This is a genomic window from Lysobacter oryzae DSM 21044, from assembly GCF_059568595.1.
The window spans coordinates 162,142-186,329 of sequence record NZ_JCANTQ010000012.1 but is presented as its reverse complement, the minus strand read 5'-3'; the positions used below and the strand labels follow the sequence as shown (position 1 = coordinate 186,329).

At 71.5% G+C, this 24,188-nt stretch carries 21 protein-coding genes; 9 read left to right on the top strand and 12 right to left on the bottom strand.

What is annotated here, in order from left to right; all coding sequences use genetic code 11:
* Positions 1-25 precede the first annotated feature (25 nt).
* Positions 26-916: a phenylalanine 4-monooxygenase gene (gene phhA, locus BP05_RS11315; RefSeq protein WP_496363465.1), complete on the bottom strand. Its 891-nt coding sequence runs from the start codon at positions 914-916 to the stop codon at positions 26-28.
* A gap of 140 nt (positions 917-1,056) precedes the next feature.
* Between phhA and BP05_RS11310 the strand changes: the two genes are divergently transcribed.
* Positions 1,057-1,530, top strand: a complete 474-nt coding sequence (locus BP05_RS11310) for an Lrp/AsnC family transcriptional regulator (protein WP_496363463.1) — start codon at positions 1,057-1,059, stop codon at positions 1,528-1,530.
* Positions 1,531-1,544: 14 nt separating this feature from the next.
* Here BP05_RS11310 and BP05_RS11305 read toward each other — a convergent pair whose 3' ends face one another.
* From BP05_RS11305 to BP05_RS11295, 3 genes are all read right to left on the bottom strand, one after another.
* A complete protein-coding gene (locus BP05_RS11305) occupies positions 1,545-2,144 on the bottom strand; it encodes a hypothetical protein (RefSeq protein WP_496363461.1) in 600 nt (199 codons plus the stop codon).
* 126 nt (positions 2,145-2,270) lie between these two features.
* The gene (locus BP05_RS11300; RefSeq protein ID WP_496363459.1) at positions 2,271-2,792 is read right to left on the bottom strand and encodes a porin family protein; all 522 of its coding nucleotides are present in this window, start codon (positions 2,790-2,792) and stop codon (positions 2,271-2,273) included.
* Positions 2,793-2,908: 116 nt separating this feature from the next.
* On the bottom strand, positions 2,909-3,676 hold the full coding sequence (locus BP05_RS11295; protein ID WP_496363824.1) for a rhomboid family intramembrane serine protease: 768 nt from the start codon (positions 3,674-3,676) through the stop codon (positions 2,909-2,911).
* A gap of 245 nt (positions 3,677-3,921) precedes the next feature.
* On the opposite strand from BP05_RS11295, the gene BP05_RS11290 reads away from it, so the two are divergent.
* Entirely contained in the window at positions 3,922-5,097 is a 1,176-nt protein-coding gene (locus BP05_RS11290) for a class I SAM-dependent rRNA methyltransferase (RefSeq protein WP_496363457.1), read from the top strand.
* A gap of 28 nt (positions 5,098-5,125) precedes the next feature.
* Here BP05_RS11290 and BP05_RS11285 read toward each other — a convergent pair whose 3' ends face one another.
* Complete coding sequence (locus tag BP05_RS11285) at positions 5,126-5,374, bottom strand: hypothetical protein (RefSeq protein ID WP_496363455.1); 249 nt, start codon at positions 5,372-5,374, stop codon at positions 5,126-5,128.
* 122 nt (positions 5,375-5,496) lie between these two features.
* Between BP05_RS11285 and BP05_RS11280 the strand changes: the two genes are divergently transcribed.
* Genes BP05_RS11280 through fdhD form a run of 3 tightly spaced genes read left to right on the top strand, consistent with a single transcriptional unit; the run spans position 5,497 to position 8,776 of the window.
* A complete protein-coding gene (locus BP05_RS11280) occupies positions 5,497-7,755 on the top strand; it encodes an FdhF/YdeP family oxidoreductase (RefSeq protein ID WP_496363452.1) in 2,259 nt (752 codons plus the stop codon).
* On the top strand, positions 7,752-7,988 hold the full coding sequence (locus BP05_RS11275) for a helix-turn-helix domain-containing protein (RefSeq protein WP_496363450.1): 237 nt from the start codon (positions 7,752-7,754) through the stop codon (positions 7,986-7,988). Before BP05_RS11280 ends, BP05_RS11275 begins: the two co-directional genes overlap by 4 nt.
* Complete coding sequence (gene fdhD / locus BP05_RS11270; RefSeq protein WP_496363448.1) at positions 7,985-8,776, top strand: formate dehydrogenase accessory sulfurtransferase FdhD; 792 nt, start codon at positions 7,985-7,987, stop codon at positions 8,774-8,776. The genes BP05_RS11275 and fdhD overlap by 4 nt, the downstream gene beginning before the upstream one ends.
* 36 nt (positions 8,777-8,812) lie before the next feature.
* Here the strand turns inward: fdhD and BP05_RS11265 are convergent, their stop codons facing one another.
* A complete protein-coding gene (locus BP05_RS11265; protein WP_496363446.1) occupies positions 8,813-9,163 on the bottom strand; it encodes a GFA family protein in 351 nt (116 codons plus the stop codon).
* 91 nt (positions 9,164-9,254) lie between these two features.
* Between BP05_RS11265 and BP05_RS11260 the strand changes: the two genes are divergently transcribed.
* Positions 9,255-10,607, top strand: coding sequence for a DNA recombination protein RmuC (locus tag BP05_RS11260; protein WP_496363444.1), 1,353 nt, complete (start codon positions 9,255-9,257; stop codon positions 10,605-10,607).
* 91 nt (positions 10,608-10,698) lie between these two features.
* Here BP05_RS11260 and BP05_RS11255 read toward each other — a convergent pair whose 3' ends face one another.
* From BP05_RS11255 to BP05_RS11230, 6 genes are all read right to left on the bottom strand, one after another.
* A complete protein-coding gene (locus BP05_RS11255) occupies positions 10,699-11,829 on the bottom strand; it encodes an MlaA family lipoprotein (protein WP_496363442.1) in 1,131 nt (376 codons plus the stop codon).
* Between the two features lie 63 nt (positions 11,830-11,892).
* Positions 11,893-12,171 (bottom strand): STAS domain-containing protein, encoded by a 279-nt coding sequence (locus tag BP05_RS11250; protein ID WP_496363440.1) that lies wholly within the window; start codon positions 12,169-12,171, stop codon positions 11,893-11,895.
* A gap of 61 nt (positions 12,172-12,232) precedes the next feature.
* Positions 12,233-12,889 (bottom strand): MlaC/ttg2D family ABC transporter substrate-binding protein, encoded by a 657-nt coding sequence (locus BP05_RS11245; protein WP_496363438.1) that lies wholly within the window; start codon positions 12,887-12,889, stop codon positions 12,233-12,235.
* Positions 12,889-13,416, bottom strand: a complete 528-nt coding sequence (gene mlaD, locus BP05_RS11240; RefSeq protein ID WP_496363436.1) for an outer membrane lipid asymmetry maintenance protein MlaD — start codon at positions 13,414-13,416, stop codon at positions 12,889-12,891. Before mlaD ends, BP05_RS11245 begins: the two co-directional genes overlap by 1 nt.
* Positions 13,417-13,450: 34 nt before the next feature.
* Positions 13,451-14,200, bottom strand: a complete 750-nt coding sequence (locus BP05_RS11235) for an MlaE family lipid ABC transporter permease subunit (protein WP_496363434.1) — start codon at positions 14,198-14,200, stop codon at positions 13,451-13,453.
* Positions 14,200-14,997 (bottom strand): ABC transporter ATP-binding protein, encoded by a 798-nt coding sequence (locus BP05_RS11230; RefSeq protein ID WP_496363432.1) that lies wholly within the window; start codon positions 14,995-14,997, stop codon positions 14,200-14,202. The genes BP05_RS11235 and BP05_RS11230 overlap by 1 nt, the downstream gene beginning before the upstream one ends.
* A 161-nt stretch (positions 14,998-15,158) precedes the next feature.
* On the opposite strand from BP05_RS11230, the gene recC reads away from it, so the two are divergent.
* The 3 genes from recC to recD are packed head-to-tail and all read left to right on the top strand — an operon-like array spanning position 15,159 to position 24,144.
* Positions 15,159-18,605 carry an exodeoxyribonuclease V subunit gamma gene (gene recC / locus BP05_RS11225; RefSeq protein ID WP_496363430.1) on the top strand — a complete coding sequence of 1,149 codons (3,447 nt, stop codon included), beginning with the start codon at positions 15,159-15,161 and terminating at the stop codon, positions 18,603-18,605.
* Complete coding sequence (locus tag BP05_RS11220) at positions 18,602-22,273, top strand: UvrD-helicase domain-containing protein (RefSeq protein ID WP_496363428.1); 3,672 nt, start codon at positions 18,602-18,604, stop codon at positions 22,271-22,273. Before recC ends, BP05_RS11220 begins: the two co-directional genes overlap by 4 nt.
* Entirely contained in the window at positions 22,270-24,144 is a 1,875-nt protein-coding gene (gene recD / locus BP05_RS11215; protein ID WP_496363426.1) for an exodeoxyribonuclease V subunit alpha, read from the top strand. Before BP05_RS11220 ends, recD begins: the two co-directional genes overlap by 4 nt.
* The last annotated feature ends 44 nt before the right edge of the window (positions 24,145-24,188 follow it).

Below are 24,188 nucleotides of genomic sequence, written 5' to 3'. Positions count from 1 at the left end.
GCCCCGGCCGGGGGCGGGCGTCAGCTCACACGTCGCCGTCGTTCAACCAGCCCTCGCCGCTGCCGCGGTTGTACACGGTGTCGGTGGCGAGCACGGTGCCGGCGGGGATCGAGTCCTGCTGCGCCAGGCGCGCGTAGATCGGGGTGAAGTCCGGCGTCGTCGCTTCCATCAGCTGCTCGTAGCTGTCGATGACGAAGTAGGTCTTCTGGTAGGTGTCGATGCGGTAGCGCGTGCGCATGATCCGCTCGAGGTCGAAGCCGATGCGGTTGGGCGCGGCGCTTTCCAGGCAGTGGATCGATTCGCCCTTCGACGAGACGATGCCGCTGCCGTAGATGCGCAGGCCGTCGGCCTGTTTGATCAGGCCGAATTCCACCGTGTACCAGTACAGGCGGGTGAGGTTGACCAGCGCGTCCGGACCGATCGCATGCGCCTTCACGCCGCCGCGGCCGTAGGCCTGCATGTAGTCGGCGAACACCGGGTTCATCAGCAGCGGCACGTGGCCAAACAGGTCGTGGAACAGGTCGGGCTCGCTCAGGTAGTCAAGCTGCTCGGGCTTGCGGATCCACCACGTCACCGGGAAGCGGCGGTTGGCGAGGTGGTCGAAGAAGGTGAGTTCCGGCAGCAGGCCCTCGACGCCGACCAGCTCCCAGCCGGTGGCCGCGCGCAGCACCCGGTTGAGCTCGTCGAACTTGGGGATACGGTCGGGCGCCATGCCCATCGCGCGCTGCTGGTGCAGGAATTCGTCGCTGGCGCGGCCGACCAGGATCTGCTGCTGGCGCGCGAACAACGTCGCCCACACCTCGTGGTCGGCGGCCGAGTAGCTCGACCAGGGCTGCTCGACCACGGCGGTGGTGTAGACCGGGACGTAGCCCTTGTCGGTGAGCTGGTGTTCGACGCGGTTGGGGGCGGTGTTCATGGGGGCCGGTTTCCTGGGAGTGCGCTCCTGACAGGGCACTGTAGCGGCGGATCGGCGCAACAAGCTTGCGTTGTTGCGGGTGTCCCGGGCCTGAGCGCATGATTCTTGCGCGATCAGTCCAATCCCCGCAGGAAACCGCCATGAGCGCCGCCAATCTCGACCGCACCGACCTGCAGCTGCTGGCCGAGCTCCAGCGCAACGGTCGCCAGACCAACGCCGAACTGGCCGAGCGCGTGCACCTGTCGGCCTCGGCCTGCCTGCGCCGGCTGCAGCGGCTGGAGCGCGAGGGCGTGATCAGCGGCTACCGCGCCGAGGTCGACCCCGAGCGCCTGGGCCTGGGCCTGCAGGCCTTCGTCCGCGTGCAACTGCGCCACCACGACGCGGCCTCGATCGCCGCCTACGTCGACTTCGTCAACCAGTGGGACGAGGTCGTCGCCTGCCACGCGCTCACCGGCGACATGGACTACCTGCTGCAGGTGGCGGTGCGCGACCTCGAACACTTCTCGCGCTTCCTGCTCGACCGCCTGCTCAACCAGGCCGGCGTCGCCGACGTCAACTCGAGCTTCGTGCTGCGCACGGTCAAGGCGTTCCGCGGCCTGCCGCTGCCGCGTTGAGCGGGGTGACGGCGCTACTCCATACCTACGCCGTAAAGCAGGACCAGGCCGAGCAGGGCGATGAGCCACCACAACGAGCCCAGGGCGATCCAGACCCAGTTGGCCCAGGTGAACGTGCGGTTGGATTCGCCCTGCGGCTGCCCGCAGGCGATGTTGGCCGCGTTCTGGATGCCCCACAGGCAGTAGCCGATCGGCAGCAGGGACAGCAGGCCGAGGATGTCGGTGACCGGCGAGCCGATGTCGCGCACGGACAAACGGTCGCAGATGGTGCCGCCGATCTGGAACAGCACGTAGCCGGCGGCGAGCGCGCCGGGCGCCCAGCGATGGGCGATGCCGGCCCGCGCCAAGGAGTGATCGACTTCGTTGCCGAGCGAGTGGGTGTAGAAGATGGCGAAGATCGTCCGCCAGACCGGCGAGAGGTCCTCGCCACTGCGGCGGCGATAGCGCGCCCAGTGCTTGTAGAACCAGTACAGCTGGTAGGCGCCGAAGGTGGCGAAGAACAGGACCGCAAACTTGGTCCGTGACACCACGTAGAACTCCGGCACCCGGGCATTGCTGGCGCGCGGCAAATCGGTGACCGCCGCGACCGGCGGCGCGTAGAGATTGGTTTCCAAACTTCCCCCTGGGTTCACGGCGTCCGTCGGCGCCGGCTGCGGGTGCCGCGCAGTAAAGCCGGACCGGCGCCAAAAAGGAAACGGCCGCGCGAGGCGGCCGTCTCCGGTGCTGCTATGCAACGGCGATCAGAAGCGGAATTCGCCGCCCACGTTGATCGTGTCGGCATCCACCGAGACGCCGTCGAAATCGGCGCTGTGGAAGTCGTAGTTGAGGCTCAGGCCGAACGACTCGCTGAAGTCGTAGCCGGCGCCGACGCCGTAGTAGGCCTCGTTCGAGGTGTCGGAACCATCGACGTCGCCCTTGACGCGCTCGAAGCCGACGCGGCCGTCGATGAAGAAGCCGCTGTTGTTGGCGCCGAAGTTCTTCTTGCCGACCACGCCGACGCCGAAGCTGCTCAGCTTGCCGCCGTCCTTGTTGTACAGGTCGTTGTAGCTGCCTTCGACGGCGAAGTTGTCGGTGAAGTAGTAACCGCCGCGCAGGGAGTAACCGGTGTCGCTGTCGCTCGCGCTGCCCAGGCCCGAGATGTCGACGTCGACGTCGGTGTTGCCGACTTCAACGCGGGCGAAGCCCTGGCCGCCAGCGGCCATGGCGGAGGTGGACAGGCCGGCGAGGGCCAGTGCGCAGGACAGGATCAGGATCTTCTTCATTCGTTGGTTCCGTAAGAGTTGATGCCCTAATCGGGGCTGCGACACGGTGCCGCGAGCCTTCAGGCTTGTCAAATTTCCGTTAACGGAACCGCCAAACCCCGCACAGGGGGCCCTGCTCACCGCGGCGGACGGAAGCGCAGGACTACGCCACGTTCGACCGGTGGCGGGCGGTCCCACAGCACCGGCACGTCCGCCGGGCTGCGCGGCTCCAGTTCGTCGCGCTCGGCTTGGGCGGCCTCGCGCTCGAGCTCCTCCTCGATTTCCCAGCTGTAGCGGCGCCGCGGCGGCAGCGGGTCGCTGCGCCGGAACAGCCAGGCCGCGACCACGCCGGCCAGGGCGCCGCCCAGGTGCGCCTGCCAGGACACCCCGGCTTCGCGCGGCAGCACGGTCAGCAGCATGCCGCCGTAGAGAAAGAACGCGATCATCGCCGCCGCCACCGACGGCCGGTCGCGGCGCAGCAGGCCCAGGCCGAGGAGCAGGAACATCAGGCCATGGGTCAGGCCGCTGGCGCCCAGGTGGCGTGACCCGGCCTCGCCGAGCAGCCAGGCACCCAAGCCCGAGCCCAGCCACAGCAAGGGCAGTGCGCGCAGGGTGGCGCGCGGGTATACCGCCCCGGCGAGCGTGCCCAGCAACAGCAGCGAGATCGCATTGGCGGCGAAATGCTCGACCGAGCCGTGCAGCAGCGGCCCGGTCAGCACCCCGGTCAGCCCGGTCCAGGCATGCGGCTGCACCGTCCAGACGGCCACGTCGAAGGCCGGCTGGGCGAGGAACACCGCGCCCAGCGCGAGCACGAAGGCGAAGCTCAGGTTGAAGGCGCGCAGCAGCCGCCGGCGGTCGCGCGCGCGCTGGGCCGGGGTATCGGCGGGGAGTTCGGGAGTGGGCAGGTGCATGCGATTGCAGTGGCGGCGCCGGGGCGCCGATGCAAGGGCGGCCGGCCGGGACAAACCATCCCGCGTCGCGCCGCGATGGAACCGTGGCCGCAACTACCGCAACGCGCGGGAGCCGCGCCGCGCAGAACAGCCGTCTGCAGAAGACCCCAACCCGTTCCATCGTGCCGGAAACCGCCGCTGCGGGCGTTTCCTCGCGCCGGCACCCGGGGCACCTGCGGCCCACCGCGTAAAATGCCGCGATGAATACGCCCGAACCCAATCCCACCGTCCGTCTCAAGAACGCCTGGAACTCCACCCACCCCTGGATCTTCCAGCGCCTGGTCGACAAGCCCGCGACGCGCCCCAAGTCCGGCCAGATCGTCGACGTGGTCGGTGTCGACGGGGTCTGGATCGGCCGCGGCTTCTACAACGGCCACTCGCGCATCGCCCTGCGCATCCTCGAGCGCGATCCCGACGTGGCCGTCGATGCCGCCTGGTTCGCGCGCAAGATCGGCGAGGCGGTCGCGCTGCGCCGCGAGGTGCTCAAGCTCGATGCGGTCAGCGACGCCTGGCGCGTCGTGCACAGCGAGGGCGACGGTATCAGCGGCCTGGTCGTCGACCGTTATGCGGACCTGCTGGTGGTCGAGTTCTTCAGCGCCGGCGCGTTCCGCTACCGCGAATGGATCTACGCCGCCCTGAAGCAGCACTTCCCCGGTTGCCGTTTCCACGCCTCCGCCGACGAGCACGTGCAGAAGCAGGAGTCGTTCGACTTCCGCGGCTCCGAACCGGCGCAGCCGGCGGTCATCAGCGAGTACGGGGTGAAGTTCCGGGCCGATCCGGCGGGCGCGCACAAGACCGGCTTCTTCGCCGACCAGCGCGAGAACCGGCAGTGGCTCAGCCAGCAGGTCGAGGGCAAGCGCGTGCTCGACCTGTGCTGCAACACCGGCGGCTTCGCGGTCTATGCGGCGGCGCGCGGCGCCAGCGAGGTCACCGGCATCGACATCGACGAGGCGGTGATCGAGATCGCCAAGGGCAACGCGAAGTTGAACAACGTGCGCCCGCGCTTCGTCCAGGCCGACATCTTCCCGTGGCTGCGCGACGCCGGGCAGCGCGGCGACCTCTACGACGTGGTGATCCTCGACCCGGCGAAGATGACCCGCGATCGCGAGCAGGTGATCAGCGCGCTGAAGAAGTACCTGGACATGAACAAGCTCGCGCTCGGCGTGGTCAAGCCGGGCGGGCTGTTCGCCACGTTCTCGTGCACGGGTCTGGTCAGCGAGGACCAGTTCCTCGACATGCTGCGCCGGGCCGCTTTCTACGCCGGCCGCACGGTGCAGGTGCTGAAGATCGCCGGGGCCGGCGCCGACCATCCGTTCCTCGCCCAGGTGCCGGAGTCGCGTTACCTCAAGGCGGTGTTCTGCCGCGTGCTGGACTGAACGCGGTGCGCGGGATCGCGGCGCCGGTTCACAACCGCTCCTCGTACTTCTCGCGCACGTAGCGGTCGATGTACTTGCCCAGGCCGCGCCCGCTCATCGCCAGCGATTTCATCTGGCCGACGTGGTGGCGGCCGGGACGGCTGGCGCCATAGCGAACGCGCGAGCCGTCGGTGAACTCGACCACGATGTCCTCGTCCAGCACCGCGTACGCGGCGATGCCCGAACCGCCGCTGCGGTTGCGATACGGCGTCATCGGCAGCTGCGTCATCGAGTCCATGCACACAGCATCGTTCAATGCGCGTGCGGAGCGCATGAACGTCGCGCGCGGCAACGGCGCCGGAAACGCCGCCCACGCACCACGGCGCTAGAATCGCCACGTACCGTTCACGCCGGCGTCGCATGTCCCAGCGCAAGTCCATCGACGTCTACCTCAAGCCCGCCGGCGGCTGGGACGCGCTGAAGAGTTCCTGGCACGCCCTGCGCGAGCAGCAGGTCGGGATCAAGGGCGCGAACACGCTGCTGCGCACCAACCAGCCCAGCGGCTTCGACTGCCCCGGCTGCGCCTGGCCCGACCGCAACGCGCACTCGACCTTCGAGTTCTGCGAGAACGGGGTCAAGGCGGTCGCCAACGAAGCCACCGCCAAGCGCGTCACCGGCGAATTCTTCGCCACGCACACGGTGACCGAACTGCTGGCGCAGGACGACCACTTCCTCGAGGCGCAGGGGCGGCTCACCGAGCCGATGCGCTACGACGCCGCCAGCGACCGCTACCTGCCGCTCGGCTGGGACGATGCCTTCGCCACGATCGCCGCCGCGCTCAATGCGCTGGCCTCGCCGGACGAGGCGATCTTCTACACCTCCGGCCGCGCCTCCAATGAGGCCGCGTTCCTGTACCAGCTGTTCGTGCGCGAGTTCGGCACCAACAACCTGCCCGACTGCTCGAACATGTGCCACGAGCCGTCCGGGGTCGCGTTGATCGAACAGTTGGGCAGCGGCAAGGGCTCGGTGCTGCTGCAGGACTTCGAACAGGCCGAAGCGATCTTCATCTTCGGCCAGAACCCGGGCACCAACCACCCGCGCATGCTCGGCGAACTGCGCGAGGCGTCAAGACGCGGCTGCCGCATCGTCGTCTTCAACCCGCTGCGCGAGCGCGGCCTGGAGCGCTTCGCCGACCCGAAGTCGCCGAGCGACATGCGCCCCGGCGGCGCCGGCGTGCGCATCGCCTCGGACTACTACCAGCCACGCATCGGCGGCGACCTGGCGGTAGCGATGGCGATGGCCAAGGTCGTGGTCGAACGCGACGCGATCGACGCCGCGTTCATCGCCGCGCACACCCACGGCTACGAATTGTTCGCCGCCAGCGTGCGCGCGCTGGAGTGGGACGAGCTCGAACGCGAGTCCGGCCTCACCCGCGACCAGCTCGAACACGCCGCGCAGCTGTACATCGACAGCGACGCGACGATCTTCTGCTGGGGCATGGGCATCACCCAGCACCACCGCAGCGTGGCCACGATCCAGATGCTCGGCAACCTGCTGCTGCTGCGCGGCAACGTCGGCAAGCCCGGCGCCGGGCCGTGCCCGGTGCGCGGCCACTCCAACGTGCAGGGCGACCGCACGATGGGCATCTACGAGAAGCCGGCCGACGCGTTCCTCGACAGGCTGGGCGCGGAGTTCGCCTTCGCCCCGCCGCGCGCGCACGGCTTCGACACGCTCGACGCGATCGCGGCGATGCGCGACGGCCGCGGCAAGGTGTTCTTCGCCCTCGGCGGCAACTTCGCCACGGCCACGCCGGACACCGTGCAGACCCAGGCGGCGCTGCGCAACTGCACGCTGACCGTGCAGGTCAGCACCAAGCTCAACCGTTCGCACCTGGTGCACGGCCGCGACGCGCTGATCCTGCCGTGCCTGGGCCGCACCGAGATCGACGTGCAGGCCGCGGGGCCGCAGGCGGTGACGGTCGAGGACTCGATGAGCATGGTGCACCTGTCGGCCGGGATGAATCCGCCGGCGTCGGAGCAGCTGCTGTCGGAGCCGGCGATCGTCGCGCGCCTGGCCGCGGCGACGCTGCCGCACAGCCGCACGCCGTGGCTGGCGCTGGTCGAGGACTACGACCGCATCCGCGAGCGCATCGCGCGCGTGGTCGACGGCTTCGAGGGCTTCAACGAACGCGTGCGCACCGCCGGCGGCTTCCATCTGCACCATCCCAACCGCGAACGCGCCTTCCCCACGCGCGACGGCCGCGCGCACTTCCTCGCTCATCCGCTGGCCGCCGCGACGTCCTGGGGCGACGAGCTGCTCACGCTGATGACGGTGCGTTCGCACGACCAGTACAACACCACCGTGTACGGCTTCGACGACCGCTACCGCGGCGTGCACGGCCTGCGCCGGGTCTGCTTCATCTCGCCGCAGGACCTGCAGCGGCTCGGTTTCAGCGACGGCGAGCACGTCGACCTGGTGTCGGTGTGGCGCGAGGGCGCGCAGGTGCAGGAACGCGAGGCGCACGACTTCCGCCTGGTCCGCTACGACATTCCGCCCGGCTGCCTGGCCGCGTATTTCCCCGAAACCAACCCGCTGGTGCCGCTCGACAGCTACGCCGAACGCGCGCGCACGCCGGCCTCGAAGTCGATCCCGGTGCGCCTGCGCAAGCGGGCGCCATGAGCGAGGAGCGCGCCCTGGCGCTGCTGCAACTGCTGGCGGCGGAAGACGGCCAGTCGATCCATCGCGTCGCCAAGCGCATGGACCTGAGCCTGAGCGAGCTGCAGCGCCTGCTCACCGCCCTCGGGCCGGACCCGCGCTTCGACGGCCTCGACCTGGTCGAGCAGCGCGAAGACGGCGGCCGCACCCTGCTGTGGCTGAGCGCGAAGGGCCGGCGCCTGTGCGCGAGCGCATGAGCGACGCACTGGCCCGCGTGCGCGCGTTGCGGGTGCAGGCGCACGCGCACGCCGAGCACGAGGACACGGCGGTGGTCGAAACCCCGGTCGCGCTGCTGTGCAACGGCGAGCCGTTCGCGGTGATGATGGCCACGCCCTGCGACCTCGAGGATTTCGCGCTCGGCTTCGCGCTGAGCGAAGGCGTGGTCGCCAGCGCCGACGAATTCCGCCTGGTCGACGTGGTGCAGGGCGAGGCCGGCGTCGCCCTCCACGCGGCGATCCCGCAGGCGCGCTACGACGCCCTGCAGCGGCGACGCAATCTGGAAGGCCGCAGCGGGTGCGGCCTGTGCGGGATCGAGGCGCTGCAGGATGCGCTGCGGCCGGTGCCGCGCGTGCGCGAGCCGCAAGCGGTCGCACTGGCGCAGGTGCACGCGGCGCTCGACGCCCTGGCGGCGCAGCAGCCGTTGAACGCCCGCAGCGGCGGCGTGCATGCCGCCGGCTTCGCCGATGCGCGGGGGCTGCTCGTGCGCGAGGACGTCGGCCGCCACAACGCGCTGGACAAGCTGATCGGCGCGCTGCTGCGCGACGGGCGCGATCCGGCGCAGGGCTTCGTCGTCATCACCTCGCGCGCGTCCTACGAGATCGTCTACAAGGCCGCGGTCGCAGGCCTGGGCATCGTGGTCGCGATCTCGGCGCCGACCGACCTGGCGATCCGCACCGCGCAGGCCGCCGGCATCACCCTGGCGGCGTTCGCGCGCGGCGATGCGCTCAACCTGTACGCGCACCCGCAGCGGATCCTGCTTCCTTGACTGAGTTCCAGTCGCGCTGGCGCTGTTACGGCCGGCTCACTTCGAGCGGCCGTCGTAGTGGTGCACCGGCACCGACTCCAGCTCGATATCGGTGAGGCAGCGCAGGTTGATCGCCGCCACCGCGTTGCCCTTGGGATCGGTGCCCTCGCCGAACGGATGCATGCCGCAGGTCGGGCAGAAGCGGTGGCGGATGACGTGCTTGTTGAAGGTGTAGGTCGCCAGCGCGTCCTCGCCGCGGGTCACCCGCAGCTCCGCGCGCGGCACGAACCACAGCAGCGCGCCCTTGCGCTGGCAGATCGAGCAGTTGCAGCTGAGCCCGCTGTCGATGTCGCCGTCCACTTCGAAGGCCACCGTGCCGCAGTGGCAACTTCCCTGGTGCGTGGTCATCCTGAATCTCCTGAATGTGCGCCGAGGTCGGAGCATACCCGCGCCGCGGGCGGGTCTCATGTGCTGCGACCCGGGCCGCTACACTGGCGGCATGTCCGAATCCCTGCTTCTTACGCTGCTGCTCGTCGCCGTGCTCGCGGCCATCGTGCTGCTTGTCCTGCTCATGCTGCGCCGGCCCGACGCCACCCTGCAGCAGGCGCTCCGCGAGGAACAACGCGAGGGCCGCAGCGAGCTGCGCGAACAGCTGGACAGCTTCTCGACCCAGCAGGAGCGGCGCATCGACGCCTTCGCCGGCCGCCTCAACGAGGCCGCCGGGCGCACCGACCAGCGCCTGGAAGACCTGCGCGAGGCCCTGACCGAGGACGCGCGCAAGGCGCGCCAGGAAACCGCGCTGGCGCTGAAGGATTTCGCCGCCGCGCTCGACGCCCGCGTCGGCGAGCTGACCCGCAACAACGAGCAGCGCATCGGCGAGATGCGCGCCACGCTCGAGCAGAAGCTGCGCGAGCTGCAGCAGGACAACGCCGCCAAGCTCGAGCAGATGCGCGCCACCGTCGACGAGAAGCTGCACGACACGTTGGAGGCGCGCTTGAGCGAGAAGTTCGGCCACGTCGCGGCGATGCTCGCGCAGGTGCACCAGGGCCTGGGCGACATGAACCGCCTGGCCGCCGACGTGGGCGGCCTGCAGCGCGTGCTGAGCAACGTGAAGTCGCGCGGCGTGTTCGGCGAAGTGCAGCTCGCCGGCCTGCTCGAACAAGTGTTCGCGCCCGACCAGTACGCGGCGAACGTGGCCACGGTCCCCGGCAGCGCCGAACGCGTCGAGTTCGCCGTGCGCTTCCCAGGCTCCAGCGGCGAGGCGCCGGTGTGGCTGCCGATCGACGCCAAGTTCCCGCGCGAGGACTACGAGCGCCTGCTCGACGCGCAGGAGCGCGGCGACGTGCCGGCCGCGCACGCCGCCGGCGACGCGCTGGAACGGCGCGTGCGCGAGGAAGCCGCGCGCATCCGCAAGAAGTACGTCGCGCCGCCGCACACCACCGAATTCGCGATCCTGTTCCTGCCGACCGAAGGCCTGTACGCCGAGACCCTGCGCCGCCCCGGCCTGGTGGACGCGCTGCAGCGCGACCAGCGCATCGCCGTGGCCGGGCCGACCACGCTGCTGGCGCTGATGACCAGCTTCCAGATGGGCTTCCGCACCCTGGCGATCCAGGAGCGCTCCAGCGAGGTCTGGCGCACGCTCGGCGCGGTCAAGACCGAGTTCGGCAAGTTCGGCGCGGTGCTCGATTCGGTGCAGAAGAAGCTGCAGGAAGCGAGCAACAAGATCGAGGAAACCGGCAAGCGCACGCGCGTGCTGACGCGCAAGCTGCGCGAGGTGGAGGCGCTGCCGCTGGAGGACAGCCAGCGCCTGCTCGGCAGTGAGCTCGAGGTGCTGGACGAGGAAGCGCCGTAAGCAAAAAACGGCGCAGGCGGCGGCCGGCGTAAACGAAAGAGCCCGGGTACGCGTGCGTCCCGGGCCCTCGTCGCCAACGGACGGACCGCCGTCAGCCGTTGTTGGGCACCACCACCGGCATCGCATCCACCGGCACGGTCGAATCGTCTTCTTCTTCCTGCAGGTAGTCCGGCAGGTCGCGGCCGTCGTGCTTGGTGCGGTCGCCGAAGATCTGGTAATCGCGGCGCTGCGACCAGGCGTCGCGCACCAGCGTGTAGTCGTCTTCCGCGCCTTCGCGCAGCGAGTCGGTCGACAGCAGCTGCGAGCGCATGTCGACCAGCTGCAGGCCCTGCAGCGGGACGCGGATGCGGTCGGCTTCGACCTGGCGCAGCGGGCTCAGGGGCGCGTCACCGGCCATGCCGAACACGTCGCGCACGGTGCGCGGGCCAAACAGCGGCAGTTCGAAATAGCGCGAGCGCTTCCAGCCCCACACGCCGAGCGTCTGGCCGAAGTCCTCGCTCTTCTGCGGGATCTTCGCGCGCGTGGCCGGATCGAAGATCCCGGCGATGCCGACCGTCGAGTTGAGCAGGAAGCGGCCCAGCGACTGTCCGGCCTGCTTGGGCTTGCCCTGCAGCAGGCTGTTGACCATGGTCAACGGCTGGCCGAGGTTGTTGAAGAAGTTGCTCACGCCCAGGCGCACCGGCCGCGGCACCACCTTCACGTAGCCGCGCGCGAGCGGCTTGGCGATGCGCCGGTCGACCGCGTTGTTGAAGCGGTGCATGCGGCGGTTGTACTTCTCCCACGGATCGAAGGTGCCGGGCATCTGCGCGGCGGCCGGCAGGTTGGGATCGCCGTAGTCCTGGGTGCCGTAGATGTCGGAGAAGGCCTGCTCGGCGTCGGCCTGGTCGCTTGCGGCCGGCGCCGTCGCGGCGGTGGCGTCGGCGGTACCGGCTTCAGTGGTGGGCGGCGCGGCAACCACCGGTTCGGGCGCCGCCGCGCCGTCCGCGGCTGGTGCGGGTTCGGCGGTCACCGCAGGAGCCGGCACGGGCGCTGCGGCCTCGGTGCTGGCGGCTTCCGGCGGCGACGCTGGGTCCTGGACGTCCGCCGCCGGCAGCGGCGGCTGCTCGCCCGTCGTTTCGACGGCGGCGGCATTCGGGTCCTGCGGCGCGGGCGCCGTCTGGGCAAAGACCGCGGCAGGCGCCAGCAGCGCGGCCAGGACGAGGGGGAGGCCGTTCGAACGCATTGGGGGTCGCAGTGTGGGGAGAGGACGGCAGCGCAACGCTACCGCAAACAGGGCGGTGCCAGTTTAGACCGCGAAGGAAAGATCGTCCTGCAGGCGATACGCGGCACGCAGTTCGGCGAGGCCGTCGGGGGCGCCCTGCAGCGCGACACCGCCGGCCATCGCGGCCAGTTCCGCGAGCAAGGCGAGGCCGGCACTGTCCACGCGCGACACCGCGTTCAGGTCGAACCGACGCGCGCCGGCGACCGTCTTCTGCAATTGCGGCCATAGCGTGGCGACCGCGGCGCGGTCGAGCGTGCCGCTGAAGACCAGCGTGTCGTCGTGGCGGGTGCAGGTGGCGGTCATGGGCGAAGGCCGATGGCGACGCGATCGCAGGGCGACTGCGGACAGCCGCCCTGCGCCGGCGTCATTCCTTGGTGGCGTCGGCCTGCAGCTTGCCGGCCTTGAGGTCGGCGGCCACCTGCGCGATCGACTTGCGGTTGAGCGGGCCGTCGAACTGCGAGCGGAAGGTCTGCACGAAGCTCACGCCCTCGACCATCACGTCGAACACCTTCCAGCCGGTGCCGGTGTTGCGCATCAGGTAATCGACCGGGATCGGCTCGCCGCCCTGGCGCAGGAACTCGCTGGCCACGCGCACGCCGCGGCCGTTGGGCAGCGCGGTTTCCGACTTCACCCGCACCTTGAGCCGGGTGTTGAAGTCGAGCAGCGAGGAACCGTAGCGGCTCATCAGGCTGTCGGCGAGCGCGTCGGCGAACAGCTTGACGTCGCCGTCGGCGGCGCCGCGGCCGTGCACGCCCAGCACCAGGCGGGCGGCGTAGTCGCGGTCGAACATCGCGTTGAATTCGCTCGAGACGAACTGGCGCAGCGCGGCGCGGTTCTTGGTGAACTCGGCGCGGCGGGTTTCCAGCGTCGACAGGATGCGCGAGCTGTTGTCGAGCACCAGCTTGCTCGGCGTGCCGGCCTTGGTGGCGACGGCGGCCTGCGCGGCACCCTGGGCGAACGCCGCGGGCGTCGCCGCGACGCAGGCGGCGGCGAGGGCGAGGGAAAGCAGAGTCTTCTTCATCATTTCGTTGGCTCTTCCGTGGGGGCGGGAGATTGGTCGGTTGCGTTGCTGTCGGAGGCGTCGCCCGCAGGCTTGCCACCGCCGGAGAACATGTACTTGCCGACCAGCTGGATCAGGTCGACGGCGGGCTGGGTCATGAAGATCTCGTCGCCCGGCTTCAACGGTTCCGGATCGCCGCCCGGGGTCAGGCCGATGTAGCTTTCGCCGAGCAGGCCGTTGGTGAAGATGCCCGCGGACGTGTCGCCGGGCAGGTCCTTGTACTTGCTGTCGATGGCCAGGGTCACGACGGAATCGTATTTAACCGGGTCGACCTGAATCTCGGCCACCTTGCCGACCGCGACGCCGGCGATCTTCACCGGCGCGTTCGGGCGCAGCGCGCCGATCGCGGTGAACCGCGCCTTCAGGTTGTAGCTGTCGCGGCCGAACCCCCAGTTGCGGTTGGTCGAGGCCAGCGCCAGCACCAGCAGCGAGCCCAGGGCGATCAGCAGGAAGGCGCCGACGGCGAATTCGATTCTTGGACCACGCATAAATCACCTAATGCCGGCACGCGCCGGAGCGGAATCATTGGAACAGCAGGGCGGACATCACGAAGTTGAACATCAGCACCAGCAGCGACGCGTTGACCACTGCCTGCGTGGTCGCCACCGAGGTGCCCTCGATGGTCGGCTCGGCATGGAAGCCCACGTGCGCGGCGACCAGCGCGGCAACCGCGCCGAACACGCCCGACTTCACGAAGGCCATCAGGAAGTCGTCGTGGAAGTCGACGCTGTCCTTGAGCACCTGCCAGAAGAAGCCCTGGTCGATGCCGATCACGTGCACCGCCTCGAAGTAGCCGGCGCTGATCGCCAGGCTGCAGAAGAACGCGGTCAGCAGCGGCATCGAGATCACCGCGGCCCAGAAGCGCGGCGCCACCGCCTTGCCGATCGGGTCGATCGCCATCAGGCCGAGCGCGGTGATCTGGTCGGTGGCGCGCATCAGGCCGAGCTCCGCGGCGATCGAGGAGCCGGCGCGGCCTATGAACAGCAGCGCGGTCAGCACCGGCCCGAGTTCGCGGTACATGCCCAGGCCGAGCATGGCGCTGACCTGGTTGGCGGCGCCGTAGGTGTCGAGCGCGCGATACCCCAGCAGCGTCACCGAGAGGCCGACGAAGGCGCCACCGACGGTCACGATCGGCAGCGTGCGCGCGCCGATCTTGTAGATCTCGCGCACCAGCTCGTGGAAGAAGTCGGCGGTCGGCTTGCTCGCGCGCAGCACCGACAGGGTGAACAGCCCGGCGCGGCCGATGGCGCGGGTAGCGGCAACGAACGGCATCAAGCGGCCTCCGGACGGGTGCTGTTGAAGGCCGCGCTCTCGAACGGGATCGGGCCGTCCGGTTCGCCGTTGAGGAACTGGCGGATCAGCGGATCGTCGCTGGCTTCCAGTTCCTTCGGCGTGCCCGTGAACACGATGCCGCCGTTGGCGATCACCACCGCGTGGTCGGCGATCGGCAGGGTCTCGTGCACGTGGTGGGTGACGATGATGCTGGTCAGGCCCAGCGAATCGTTGAGGCGCTTGACCAGGTCCATCACCACGCCCGAGGCGATCGGGTCCAGGCCGGTCAGCGGCTCGTCGTAGATCATCAGTGGCGGATCCAGCGCGAGCGCGCGCGCCAGGGCGACGCGCCGCGCCATGCCGCCGGAGAGCTCGCGCGGATACGCATCCGCGGCGGCGCGCAGGCCGACCGCGTGCAGCTTCATCAGCACCAGGCGGCGGATCACCGCCGGCGGCAGCCGGGTGTGCATGCGCAGTGGCAGGGCGACGTTCTCGGCGGCGGTGAGGTCGGTCAGGAGGCCGTTGCCCTGCAGCAGCACGCCGATGCCCTTGCGCAGTTCCAGCAGCGCGCGCTGCGAGCGCGGCACCTCCTGGCCCAGCACTTCGACCCGGCCCGCGGCGGCGGGCAGTTCGCCGGTGAGCGCCGACAACAGCGTCGACTTGCCGCTGCCGGAGGGCCCCAGCACCGCGACGATGCTGCCGCGCGGCACGCTCAGGCTGATGTCGCGCAGCACCGTGCGGCCGCCACGGTCGAGGCGGAGATGGTCGATGCGGACGATGGGCGGGATGTCGGTCATGCCGAAGGAGTCGGTTCGCTTGCGCGGGCAAAACGCGCGCAAGAATGGGGGTGCGCGGCTGAACGGGAGATGGCGGCGCATTGTCGCAGACGCCGGGCGCGCAAGGTCGGCCGCGACCCGGTCTCAGCGGCTGCGATCCGCATCCGGCAAGATGCACGCCGATGCCCGCCGCGCCCGACTTCCGCCTCTACCACTCCAATGCCCTCGACGTGCTCGCGGGACTGCTGGCGGAGGAAGTGGCGAAGCCGCCCGCCGACGGCGACTGGCTGCGGCCCGACGTGGTGCTGGTGCCGCAGTTCTCGATGCGGCGCTGGCTGCAGCAGGCGCTGGCCGAACGGTTGGGCATCTGCGCCAACCTGCAGTTCCTTACCCCCGGCGAGTTCGTCGACCTGGCCCTCGACCGCAACCTGGGCGCAGCCGCCGAAACCGACCGCCTCGCCCCGGATGCGCTGCGCTGGCACGTGCTGCGGGAGTTGCAGGCCGCGCCGCCGGCGGCGCTTGCCGGCTTCCTCCGCGGCAGTGATCCGCTGAAAGCCTGGTCGCTGGCCAACGCGCTGGCCGAAACCTACGAAAAGTACCAGGCCTGGCGCCGTGACTGGCTGCTGGACTGGGAGCGCGGCGAACAGCGCCGCGACGGCGCCAGCGACTGGCAGGCGGCGCTGTGGCGGCGCATCGCCAAGGGTCGCGCGCACCGCGCCCGCCGCATCGACGACTACCTGCGCCGCGTCGCCGTGCCGCTGGGCCTGCCGCCGCGGCTGTTCGTGTTCGCCTGCCAGAACATCTCGCCCGACGTGCTGCAGGTGATCGCGCGCCAGGCCCGCGCCGGCATCCAGCATTTCTACCTGCACACCCCGGCGCGCGCGTTCTGGGGCGACCTCGCACGCTGGCCGGACTATGCGCCGGCCCGCGATGACGAATTCCTGGGGAGCGATGGCCTCGGCGGCGGCGACGCGCACGCCCCCAACCGCCTGCTGGCGTCGTGGGGCCAGGCCGGGCGCGACTTCGTCGCCGGCCTGGTCGCCGGCGAGTCGGTGCCGACCGCGTTCGAACTCGCTCCGCACGTCGAACCCGGTACCGGCACGCTGCTGGGCCGCTTGCAGCGCGACGTGCTCGACAACATCGATTCGCGCCAGCACACGGACCCGGCCACGGTCGCGGCGTGGCCACGCGCGACGGTCGCGCGCGGCGACCCGAGCCTGCAGTTCCACGCCTGCCACACCCGCCTGCGCGAAGTGCAGGTCCTGCACGACCAGCTGCGCGCCTTGCTGGAGGCCGAAGCGCCCGATGCCGGCGAACGCCTGCAGCCGCGCGACATCGCCGTGCTCGCCCCCGACATCGACGCGTACGCGCCGCACATCGAAGCGGTGTTCGGCGGTGCGCTGGGCAGTGCGCGTGAGATCCCCTACACCATCGCGGACACCAGCCCGCTGGCGAGTGCGCCGCTGGCCGCTGCGTTCCTGCGCCTGCTCGACCTGCCGTTGCGCGCGCTCGCCGTCAGCGACGTGCTCGACCTGCTCGCGGTGCCCGCCGTCGCGCGCCGCTTCGCCATCGACGACAACGAACGCGGCGCCCTGGCCGACTGGCTCGATGCCGCGGGCGCGCGCTGGGGCCTGGACGCGGCCGACCGCGCCCGCCATGGCGCGCAGGCCGGCGGCACGCTCCAGGACGGCGCGTACACCTTCGAATTCGCGCTCGACCGCCTGCTGCTGGGGTATGCGACCGGGGCCGATGCGGACATCGAAGCCGAGCATGGATACCTCGTGGCGCCCTGGCCGGAACTGGAAGGCCAGGCCACGCGCGCGCTCGACGGCCTGCTGCGCCTGCTCGACGTGCTGCGCCGTACCGGCATGCGCATGGCCGAGGCGAAACCGGCGGCGGCCTGGGCGCGCGAACTCGACGACCTGCTCGAAGCCCTGTTCGCGCGCGGCGACGAGGACGACGCGGTCGCGCTGAAGGCGCTGCACCAGGCCATCGCCAGCTTCGCCCGCGGCGCGGCCCTGGCCGGCTTCGACACGCCGGTGCCGCATGCGCTGGTGCTCGACCACTTCCGCCGCGCGCTGTCCGAGAGCGATGCGCGCGCGCCGTTCCTGTCCGGTGGCGTGTGCTTCGGCCGCATGGTGCCGATGCGGCTGATCCCCTTCCAGGTCGTGTGCCTGCTGGGCATGGACGAAGCCGCATTCCCGGCGCGCGACGCCCGCGACAGCGTCAACCTGCTGGCGCGCCAGCTGGGCACGCGCGAGCGCCGCGTCGGCGATCCCTCGCGCCGCGACGCCGACCGCTACCTGTTCCTGCAGTTGTTCGCGTCCGCCGGGCGCGTGCTGTACCTGAGCTGGTGCGGCATGGACCCGCGCGACAACTCGCGGCGCGAACCGTCCGCGGTGGTCGCCGAACTGCTCGACGCCGCCACCGACTGCCACCTCGCGGGCGACGAGAAGGCCCGCGCCGCGGTGCGCGAGGCGCTGGTGGTGCGGCACGCGCTGCAGCCGTTCTCGCCCGCCGCGTTCGGCGCCGCCCACGTGGACGAAGCGGCGGCCCCGGACGGCCGCGCCGATCCGCGCCGCCTCAGCTTCGATGCGCGCTGGCGCGAGGCCGCCGACACCGTGATCGCCACCAGGGTCGAACCGGTGTTCGCGCCACCCACCCTGTGGCTGCCGCCGGCCGACCGCGACGAACCCGTGGTCCTGCTCGAGCGCGTGCGCAGCGTGCTCAACAAGCCGCACGTCGCCTACCTGCGCGACGGCCTCGGCCTGCGCCTGCCGGAGGACGAGGACACCAGCGACGACCACGAGCCGCTCGGCCGCCCCGATGCGCTGCGCCATTACCAGCTGCGCGAAGCCACCTTCGCGAGCTGGCTGCGCGAGCAGCGCCGGCCCGATCCGCGGCGGCTGCAACGCGAACTGCTGGCGCGCGCGCAGCTCGCACCGGGCAGCGACGGCGCGGCGATCGTCGCCGACCTGCTCGGCGAAATCGCACCCTTCGCCGCGGCCGCGCTGGACGGCGGCTTCGGCGCCGACGCGCGGCGCGAGCCGCTGGACCAGCCGCTCGCCGCGCAGCGCCTGCGCGGCCGACTCGATGGCGTGCATCCGGGCGCGTCGCCGCGCCTGCTGCGCGTGGTCCTGCGCGCCAAGGGTCGCCATGGCGGCCACGTGTTGCGGCACGGGCTCGACTGGCTCGCGGCCTCGCTGCTGCGGCTGCCCGTGTTCGAGCTGTACAAGGACAAGGAAGACGCGCCGCCCCGCCTGCGGCCGCGCGACCTCGTCGAACCGGAACAGGCGCGCGCCGCGCTGGAAGCCCTGGTCGCGCTGCACGAGCACGCGCTGGCGCAGCCGCTGCCGTTCCTGCCCAAGAGCGGCTACGCGTTCCATGCCGCCGAGACGAACGGCCGGAACGGCCTGGCGGCGGCCGAAGCCCTGTGGTCGGGCAAGAGCTTCAATTCCCGCGAGCGCGCGCGCCCGGAGCGCAGCGCCGCCACGCAGATGGCCTTGCGCGGCCGCGATCCGTTCCTCGACGGCGATCCGGACAGCCGCGAGCGCTTCGCGAAGCTCGCGCGCGCCGTGTTCGCGGCGGTCGAACACGCCACGGCATTCGCCCCGGAGGACGTGGCATGAGCCAGGCGGTCCTCGCCACCGCGCTCGACGAACTCGGCCTGATCGAGGCCAGCGCCGGCACCGGCAAGACCTACACGCTGGCGGGACTGTTCGCGCGCGCGGTGATCGTCGAGCGGCGCGCGGTGCCCGACATCCTCGCCGTCACCTTCACCATCCGCGCCACCCAGGAGCTGCACGAACGCGTGCGCGACCGCCTGTTGCGCGCGGCCGAACTGGCCGCGTCCTGGCACGCGGGCGACGCCGCGGCGCACGCCGATGGCGACGCCGGCACCGCGTTGCTGCGCCGGTTGCTGTCCGACGCGCTCGCCGATGGCCGCGAGGACATCCGCGCGCTGCGCCGCCGCCTCGACCGCGCCGCGCGCGAGATGGACCAGGCTGCGATCACCACCATCCACGGCTTCTGCCAGCGCGTGCTGGCCGAACACGCGCTGGATACCGGACAGGTGCTGCGTCCCGCCGAGGTGGTGACCAGCGCGCGCGAGATGCACGAGGCGGTCGCGGTGGAACTCTGGCGCGAGTGGAATGCCGCCACCGACGACGCAGGTACCGACGCCAGTGCCTGGCTGCGCACGCGTTACGGCGGACCGTCCGGATTGGCTGCGGCGCTACCCGCGCTGCTGGCACCGGAACCGCTGCTGCCGCTGCCGCCCGCGCAAGCACCCGCGGACCCCCGGCCGGCGCTGGACGCCGCATGGCAGGCGTTCCGCGAGAGTTTCGCCCGGCACGGCGAAGCCGCGCATGACCTGATCGTCGCCGCGCTGCGGGACAAGGTGCTCAGCGGCGTGAAGTACAAGCCGGACCAGGTGGCATCGCTGTGGGCCTGGCTGCGCACGGCCACCGCGCACGAGGCCGCGCCCTCGCAATGGCACGAGCGCCTCGACCGCTTCACCCGCGCCGCGCTCGCCGACGGCTGCAACAAGGGCCGGCAACCGCCCGATTCACCGCTGTGCGAGGCCATCGCCGCGCTGCTCGCCGCGCGCGAGGCGCTGGCGCCGTGGCGCGAAGCCCATGGCCTGCAATGCCTGCACGCCTTGCGCGCACAGGCCCGTGACCGCGCCCGCGCGCGCAAGCAGGCGTTCCAGCAGCGCGACTTCGACGATCTGATCGACGCGATGCTCGCGGCGGTGACCGATGCCGAGCACGGCCCGCGCCTGTGCGCCGCGGTGCGCGGGCAGTTCCCGCTCGCGCTGATCGACGAATTCCAGGACACCGACGCGCGCCAGTGGACCATCTTCGAGCGGCTGTTCGGCGAACACGCGCGCCGCGCGGACCGCGGCGCGGACGCGAACGGCCTGCTGCTGGTGGGCGACCCCAAGCAGGCGATCTACCGCTTCCGCGGCGGCGACGTGCACACCTACCAGCACGCCGGCGCGAGCGCGACGCCGGTGCCGCCGCTGGCGGAGAACTTCCGCTCGCGGCCCCGGTTGATCGCGGCGGTCAACGCATTGTTCGCGCAGGCGTACGCCAAGGCGGAGCTTGCGGGCGAACCGCAACCGTTCGGTCATGGCATCGGTTTCGCCGCCATCGCCCCCGGCGGCCGCATCGACGACGACGCCCTGCGCATCGACGGCGCGTCGGCACCGGCGCTGGTGTTCAACGAACTTCCATCCATGGAGGGCGGCAAGGACTGGAACAAGGACGAGGCCATCGAGCACCTCGCGCGCGGCTGCGCGCAGGCGATCCGCGACCTGCTGCGCATGGGCGCGGACGGCCGCGCGCTGCGACGCGACGGCGGCGCGCTGCGCCCGCTCGAAGCGCGCGACTGCGCGGTGCTGGTGCGTGCGCACGCCGAAGCCGTCGCCGTGCGCCACGCGCTGGCGCAACTGGGCGTGCCCGCGGTTGCGACCGGGCGGCAGAGCCTGTTCGAGACCGAACAGGCGCACGAACTGCTGACCCTGCTGCTGGCGCTGGCCGCGCCCTTCGACGAACGCCGCCTGCGCGCGGCGCTGGCGACGCGGCTGTTCGGTTTCGATGCCGCACGCCTGCACGCGCTCGCCGACGACGGCACCGCGCTGGCGGCGATGCAGCACGACTTCGCCGCATGGCGGTTGCGCTGGGAGCAGCACGGCCCGCAGGCGATGCTGGCCGACGTGCTGGCGAAACAGGCCACGCGCCTGCTCGCGCAGGTCGACGGCGAACGCCAGCTCACCAGCTTCCTGCAACTGGGCGAACTGCTGCAGGAGGCGCGCGCCAACGCCACCCAGCCGCGCGGCCTCGGCCCGCAAGGCCAGGTGGACTGGCTGCGCGCCGCGATCGCCAACGCCGACAAGGACGACTTCGAACAGACGCCGCGGCTGGAGTCCGACGCCAGTCGCGTGCAGATCCTCACTTTGCACGCGAGCAAGGGGTTGGAGTTCCCGCTGGTGTTCCTGCCGTTCCTCGCGCTCGGCCGCCCGCGCCGCGATCCCGCCATGGCGCTGTACCAGTGGCGCGGCCAACGCGTGCGCCAGGTGCCGACCGACTCCCGCCACGGCGACGAACCCGCCTGGGCCGACGCCTGCCGCCTGCACCACGCGGAAGAACGCAGCGAGGACATGCGCCTGCTGTACGTCGGCCTGACTCGTGCGCGCGAGGCCCTCTGGCTGTGGGGCGGCGCGGTGTCGAACCACGAACAGTCGGCGCTGCATGCGCTACTGGGCGGCATGCGTCCCGCCGCCACGCTGCACGCGGCGCTGGGCGATGGCGTGCTCCGTATCGAAACGCCGCGTCTGCCCGACCCCGGCGACACCACGCGCCTGCCACCCGCAGCGGCCACCGCCACGCCCGCGGCCTGCCAGGCCGAACGCAAGCTGCGTCGCGACTGGTGGATCCACAGCTTCAGCCAGTTGCACCGGCAGAAGCCGCACGGAGTGCACGCGCTGCAGGACGAGGCGCCCGCGACGGACGAGCGCCCGCTGGCGGCGACCCCGCCCACCGTGTTCGCGGAAGTCGATCCGCGTTTCCGCGGCGAACGCTTCGGCAACGCCGTGCACCACGCGCTGGAGCACGCCGACTTCGCGCGCTGGCGCGACCACGCCGGCGAGGCGCCGCCCGCCGCGCAGCGCGAGGTCCTGGTCGCCGCGCTGCAGAGCCAGGACTATCCGCCCGACAGCGTCGACGACGGCGTGCGCGAACTCGCCCGGCTGGTGGCGGCCACGCTCAATGCGCCGCTGCCCGAAGGCGGGCGCCTGTGCGAGCTGGCGCCGGCCGCGTGCGTGGCGGAGATCGAATTCCACTTCACCCTCGCCGACGCCGACAGCGCCGCGCTGCTCGCCCTGCTGCACGCGCATGGCATCGCCCGCGACCGCCGCGACTTCGGCGCCTGGCCGCGCCTGTCGGGGCTGATGAACGGCAAGATCGACCTCACCTACCGCAACGACGGCCGCGTGTACGTGCTCGACTACAAGTCGAACCTGCTCGCCGCCTACGACCAGGCCACGCTGGCCGAGGCGATGCGGGCCAGCGAGTACGACCTGCAGGCGCTGCTGTACGTGGTTGCCCTGCACCGCTGGCTGCGCCTGCGCCGCGGCGCGGACTATGACCATGCGCGCGACTTCGGCGGCGTGCGCTACCTGTTCTGCCGAGGCCTGGACCGCAACGACCCCGAGCGCGGGGTGATCGCGCCGCGCTTCGACGCGGCGCTGGTCGCCAGCGTCGACGCCCTGCTCGGCGGCGGAGGACGCGCATGAACCGGCAACCGGACCGGCAACTCCTCCTGCACGCGGATGCGGCTGGTCGCGGCGTCGACCGCGCGCTCGCCGACACCCTGCGCCGGCTCGATCCCGCGACCGACGCGGCGGTGCTGAAGGGCGTGGAACTCGCCTCGCTGGCGGTCGGCTTGGGCCACGCCGCGCTCGACCTGCAGCGCCCGCAGCTGCTGGTCGACAGCTTCGACGAACTGCCGCAACCCACGCCGTGGCGCGAGCTCCTGCGCGCGTCGCGCTGGGTCGCGACGCCCGCCGCGCAGGAAGCCGCGCAGGCCGACGCGCCGCTGGTGCTGGAAGGCGACCTGCTCTACCTGCGGCGCTACCGCGAATACGAGCGCCGCCTCGCGGCCGGATTGGCGCGGCTGGCCGCGCACACGCCGGCCAGCGACGGCATCGCGGCGCTGGCGCCGCTGTTCTCGGTCCTGTTTCCCGGCGCGCGCGCAGGCGACGCGCAGGCTCGCGCCGCCGCCCTCGCGCTCGTGCGTTCGCTGCTGCTGGTGACCGGGGGCCCTGGCACCGGCAAGACCACCACCATTGCGCGGTTGCTCCTGCTGCTGGCCGCGCAGGCGGCGCACCTGGGGCGCGAACCGCTGCGCATGGCGCTGGCCGCGCCCACCGGCCGCGCCGCCGACCGCATGGCCGCAAGCCTGCAGCGCGCGCTCGCGCAGCTGCACGGCCAGGCCGGCATCGACGCCGCCCTGCTCGCGGCCTTGCCGAGCGAGGCGCGCACGCTGCATCGCCTGCTCGGCACGATCCCCGGCAGCCCGCGCTTCCGCCATGACGCGACGCAGCCGTTGGTGCACGACGTCATCGTGGTCGACGAAGCGTCGATGGTCGACCTGCCGCTGATGTGCAAGCTGGTCGAAGCCGTGCGCGAGGGCGCGCGCCTGGTCCTGCTCGGCGACGCCGACCAGTTGCCCTCGGTGGAAGCCGGCGATGTGCTTGCCGCGATCGTCGCGGCCTGCGGCGCCGGTGACGCCTTGCCCGCGGACGCCGCGCACGCGGTGCAGCCGCTGCTCGGCCCCGTGGCAACCACCACCGACGCGCCGGCGGTGCCGACAGCGGCCACGCCCCTGCACGGCCACCGCATCCACCTGCAGCGCGGCTACCGCCAGGCGCAATCGCTGGACCTCGCGCCGCTGGCCGACGCGGCCCGGTGCGGCGACGCGGCGCAGGCGCTCGCGCTGTTGCAGGCGGGCACGCTGTCCGGCGTGCGCTACCACGCCGACCATTTCGACCTGCTCGCACCGGCGACGCGGGAGGCATTGCTGGCGCCGTGGCGCGAACTCGTCGCGCAAACCGAACCGCAGGACGCGCTCGCCCTGTCCGACCGCGCGCGCGTGCTCACCGCATTGCGCGAGGGACCGCAGGGCGCGGCGCAGATCAACGCGCGCATCGAGGAAGCGCTCGCAGGCGCGCAGCGCGACCCCTATTTCCACGGCCGCCTGCTGCTGGTGACCGAGAACAGTTACCGCCACGGCCTGTTCAACGGCGACATCGGCGTGTGCCTGCGCGACGACGCGGGCCAGCTGGTCGCGTGGTTCGCCGGCGCCGGCGCGGTGCGTGGCTTCCATCCCGCGGCGCTGCCGGCCCACGGCGGCGCGTTCGCGATGACCGTGCACAAGGCGCAGGGCTCCGAGTACGACAGCGTGTGGCTGCAGTTGCCGAGGCAGGATGCACGCACGCTGTCGCGCGAACTCGTCTACACCGCGTTGACGCGCGCGCGCAGCGCGGTGCATGTCGCCGGCGGCGAGGCGGTGTTGCGGGCTGCGCTGTCGCGCCACGCGCAGCGCGTATCGGGTCTGGCCTGGCGCCTGCGGCACGACGCTGGCGGGCTCGCCGCGCCTCGCTGAACAACGCGAGGCCTGTTCAGCGATATTTGACCTCGACTGTACAG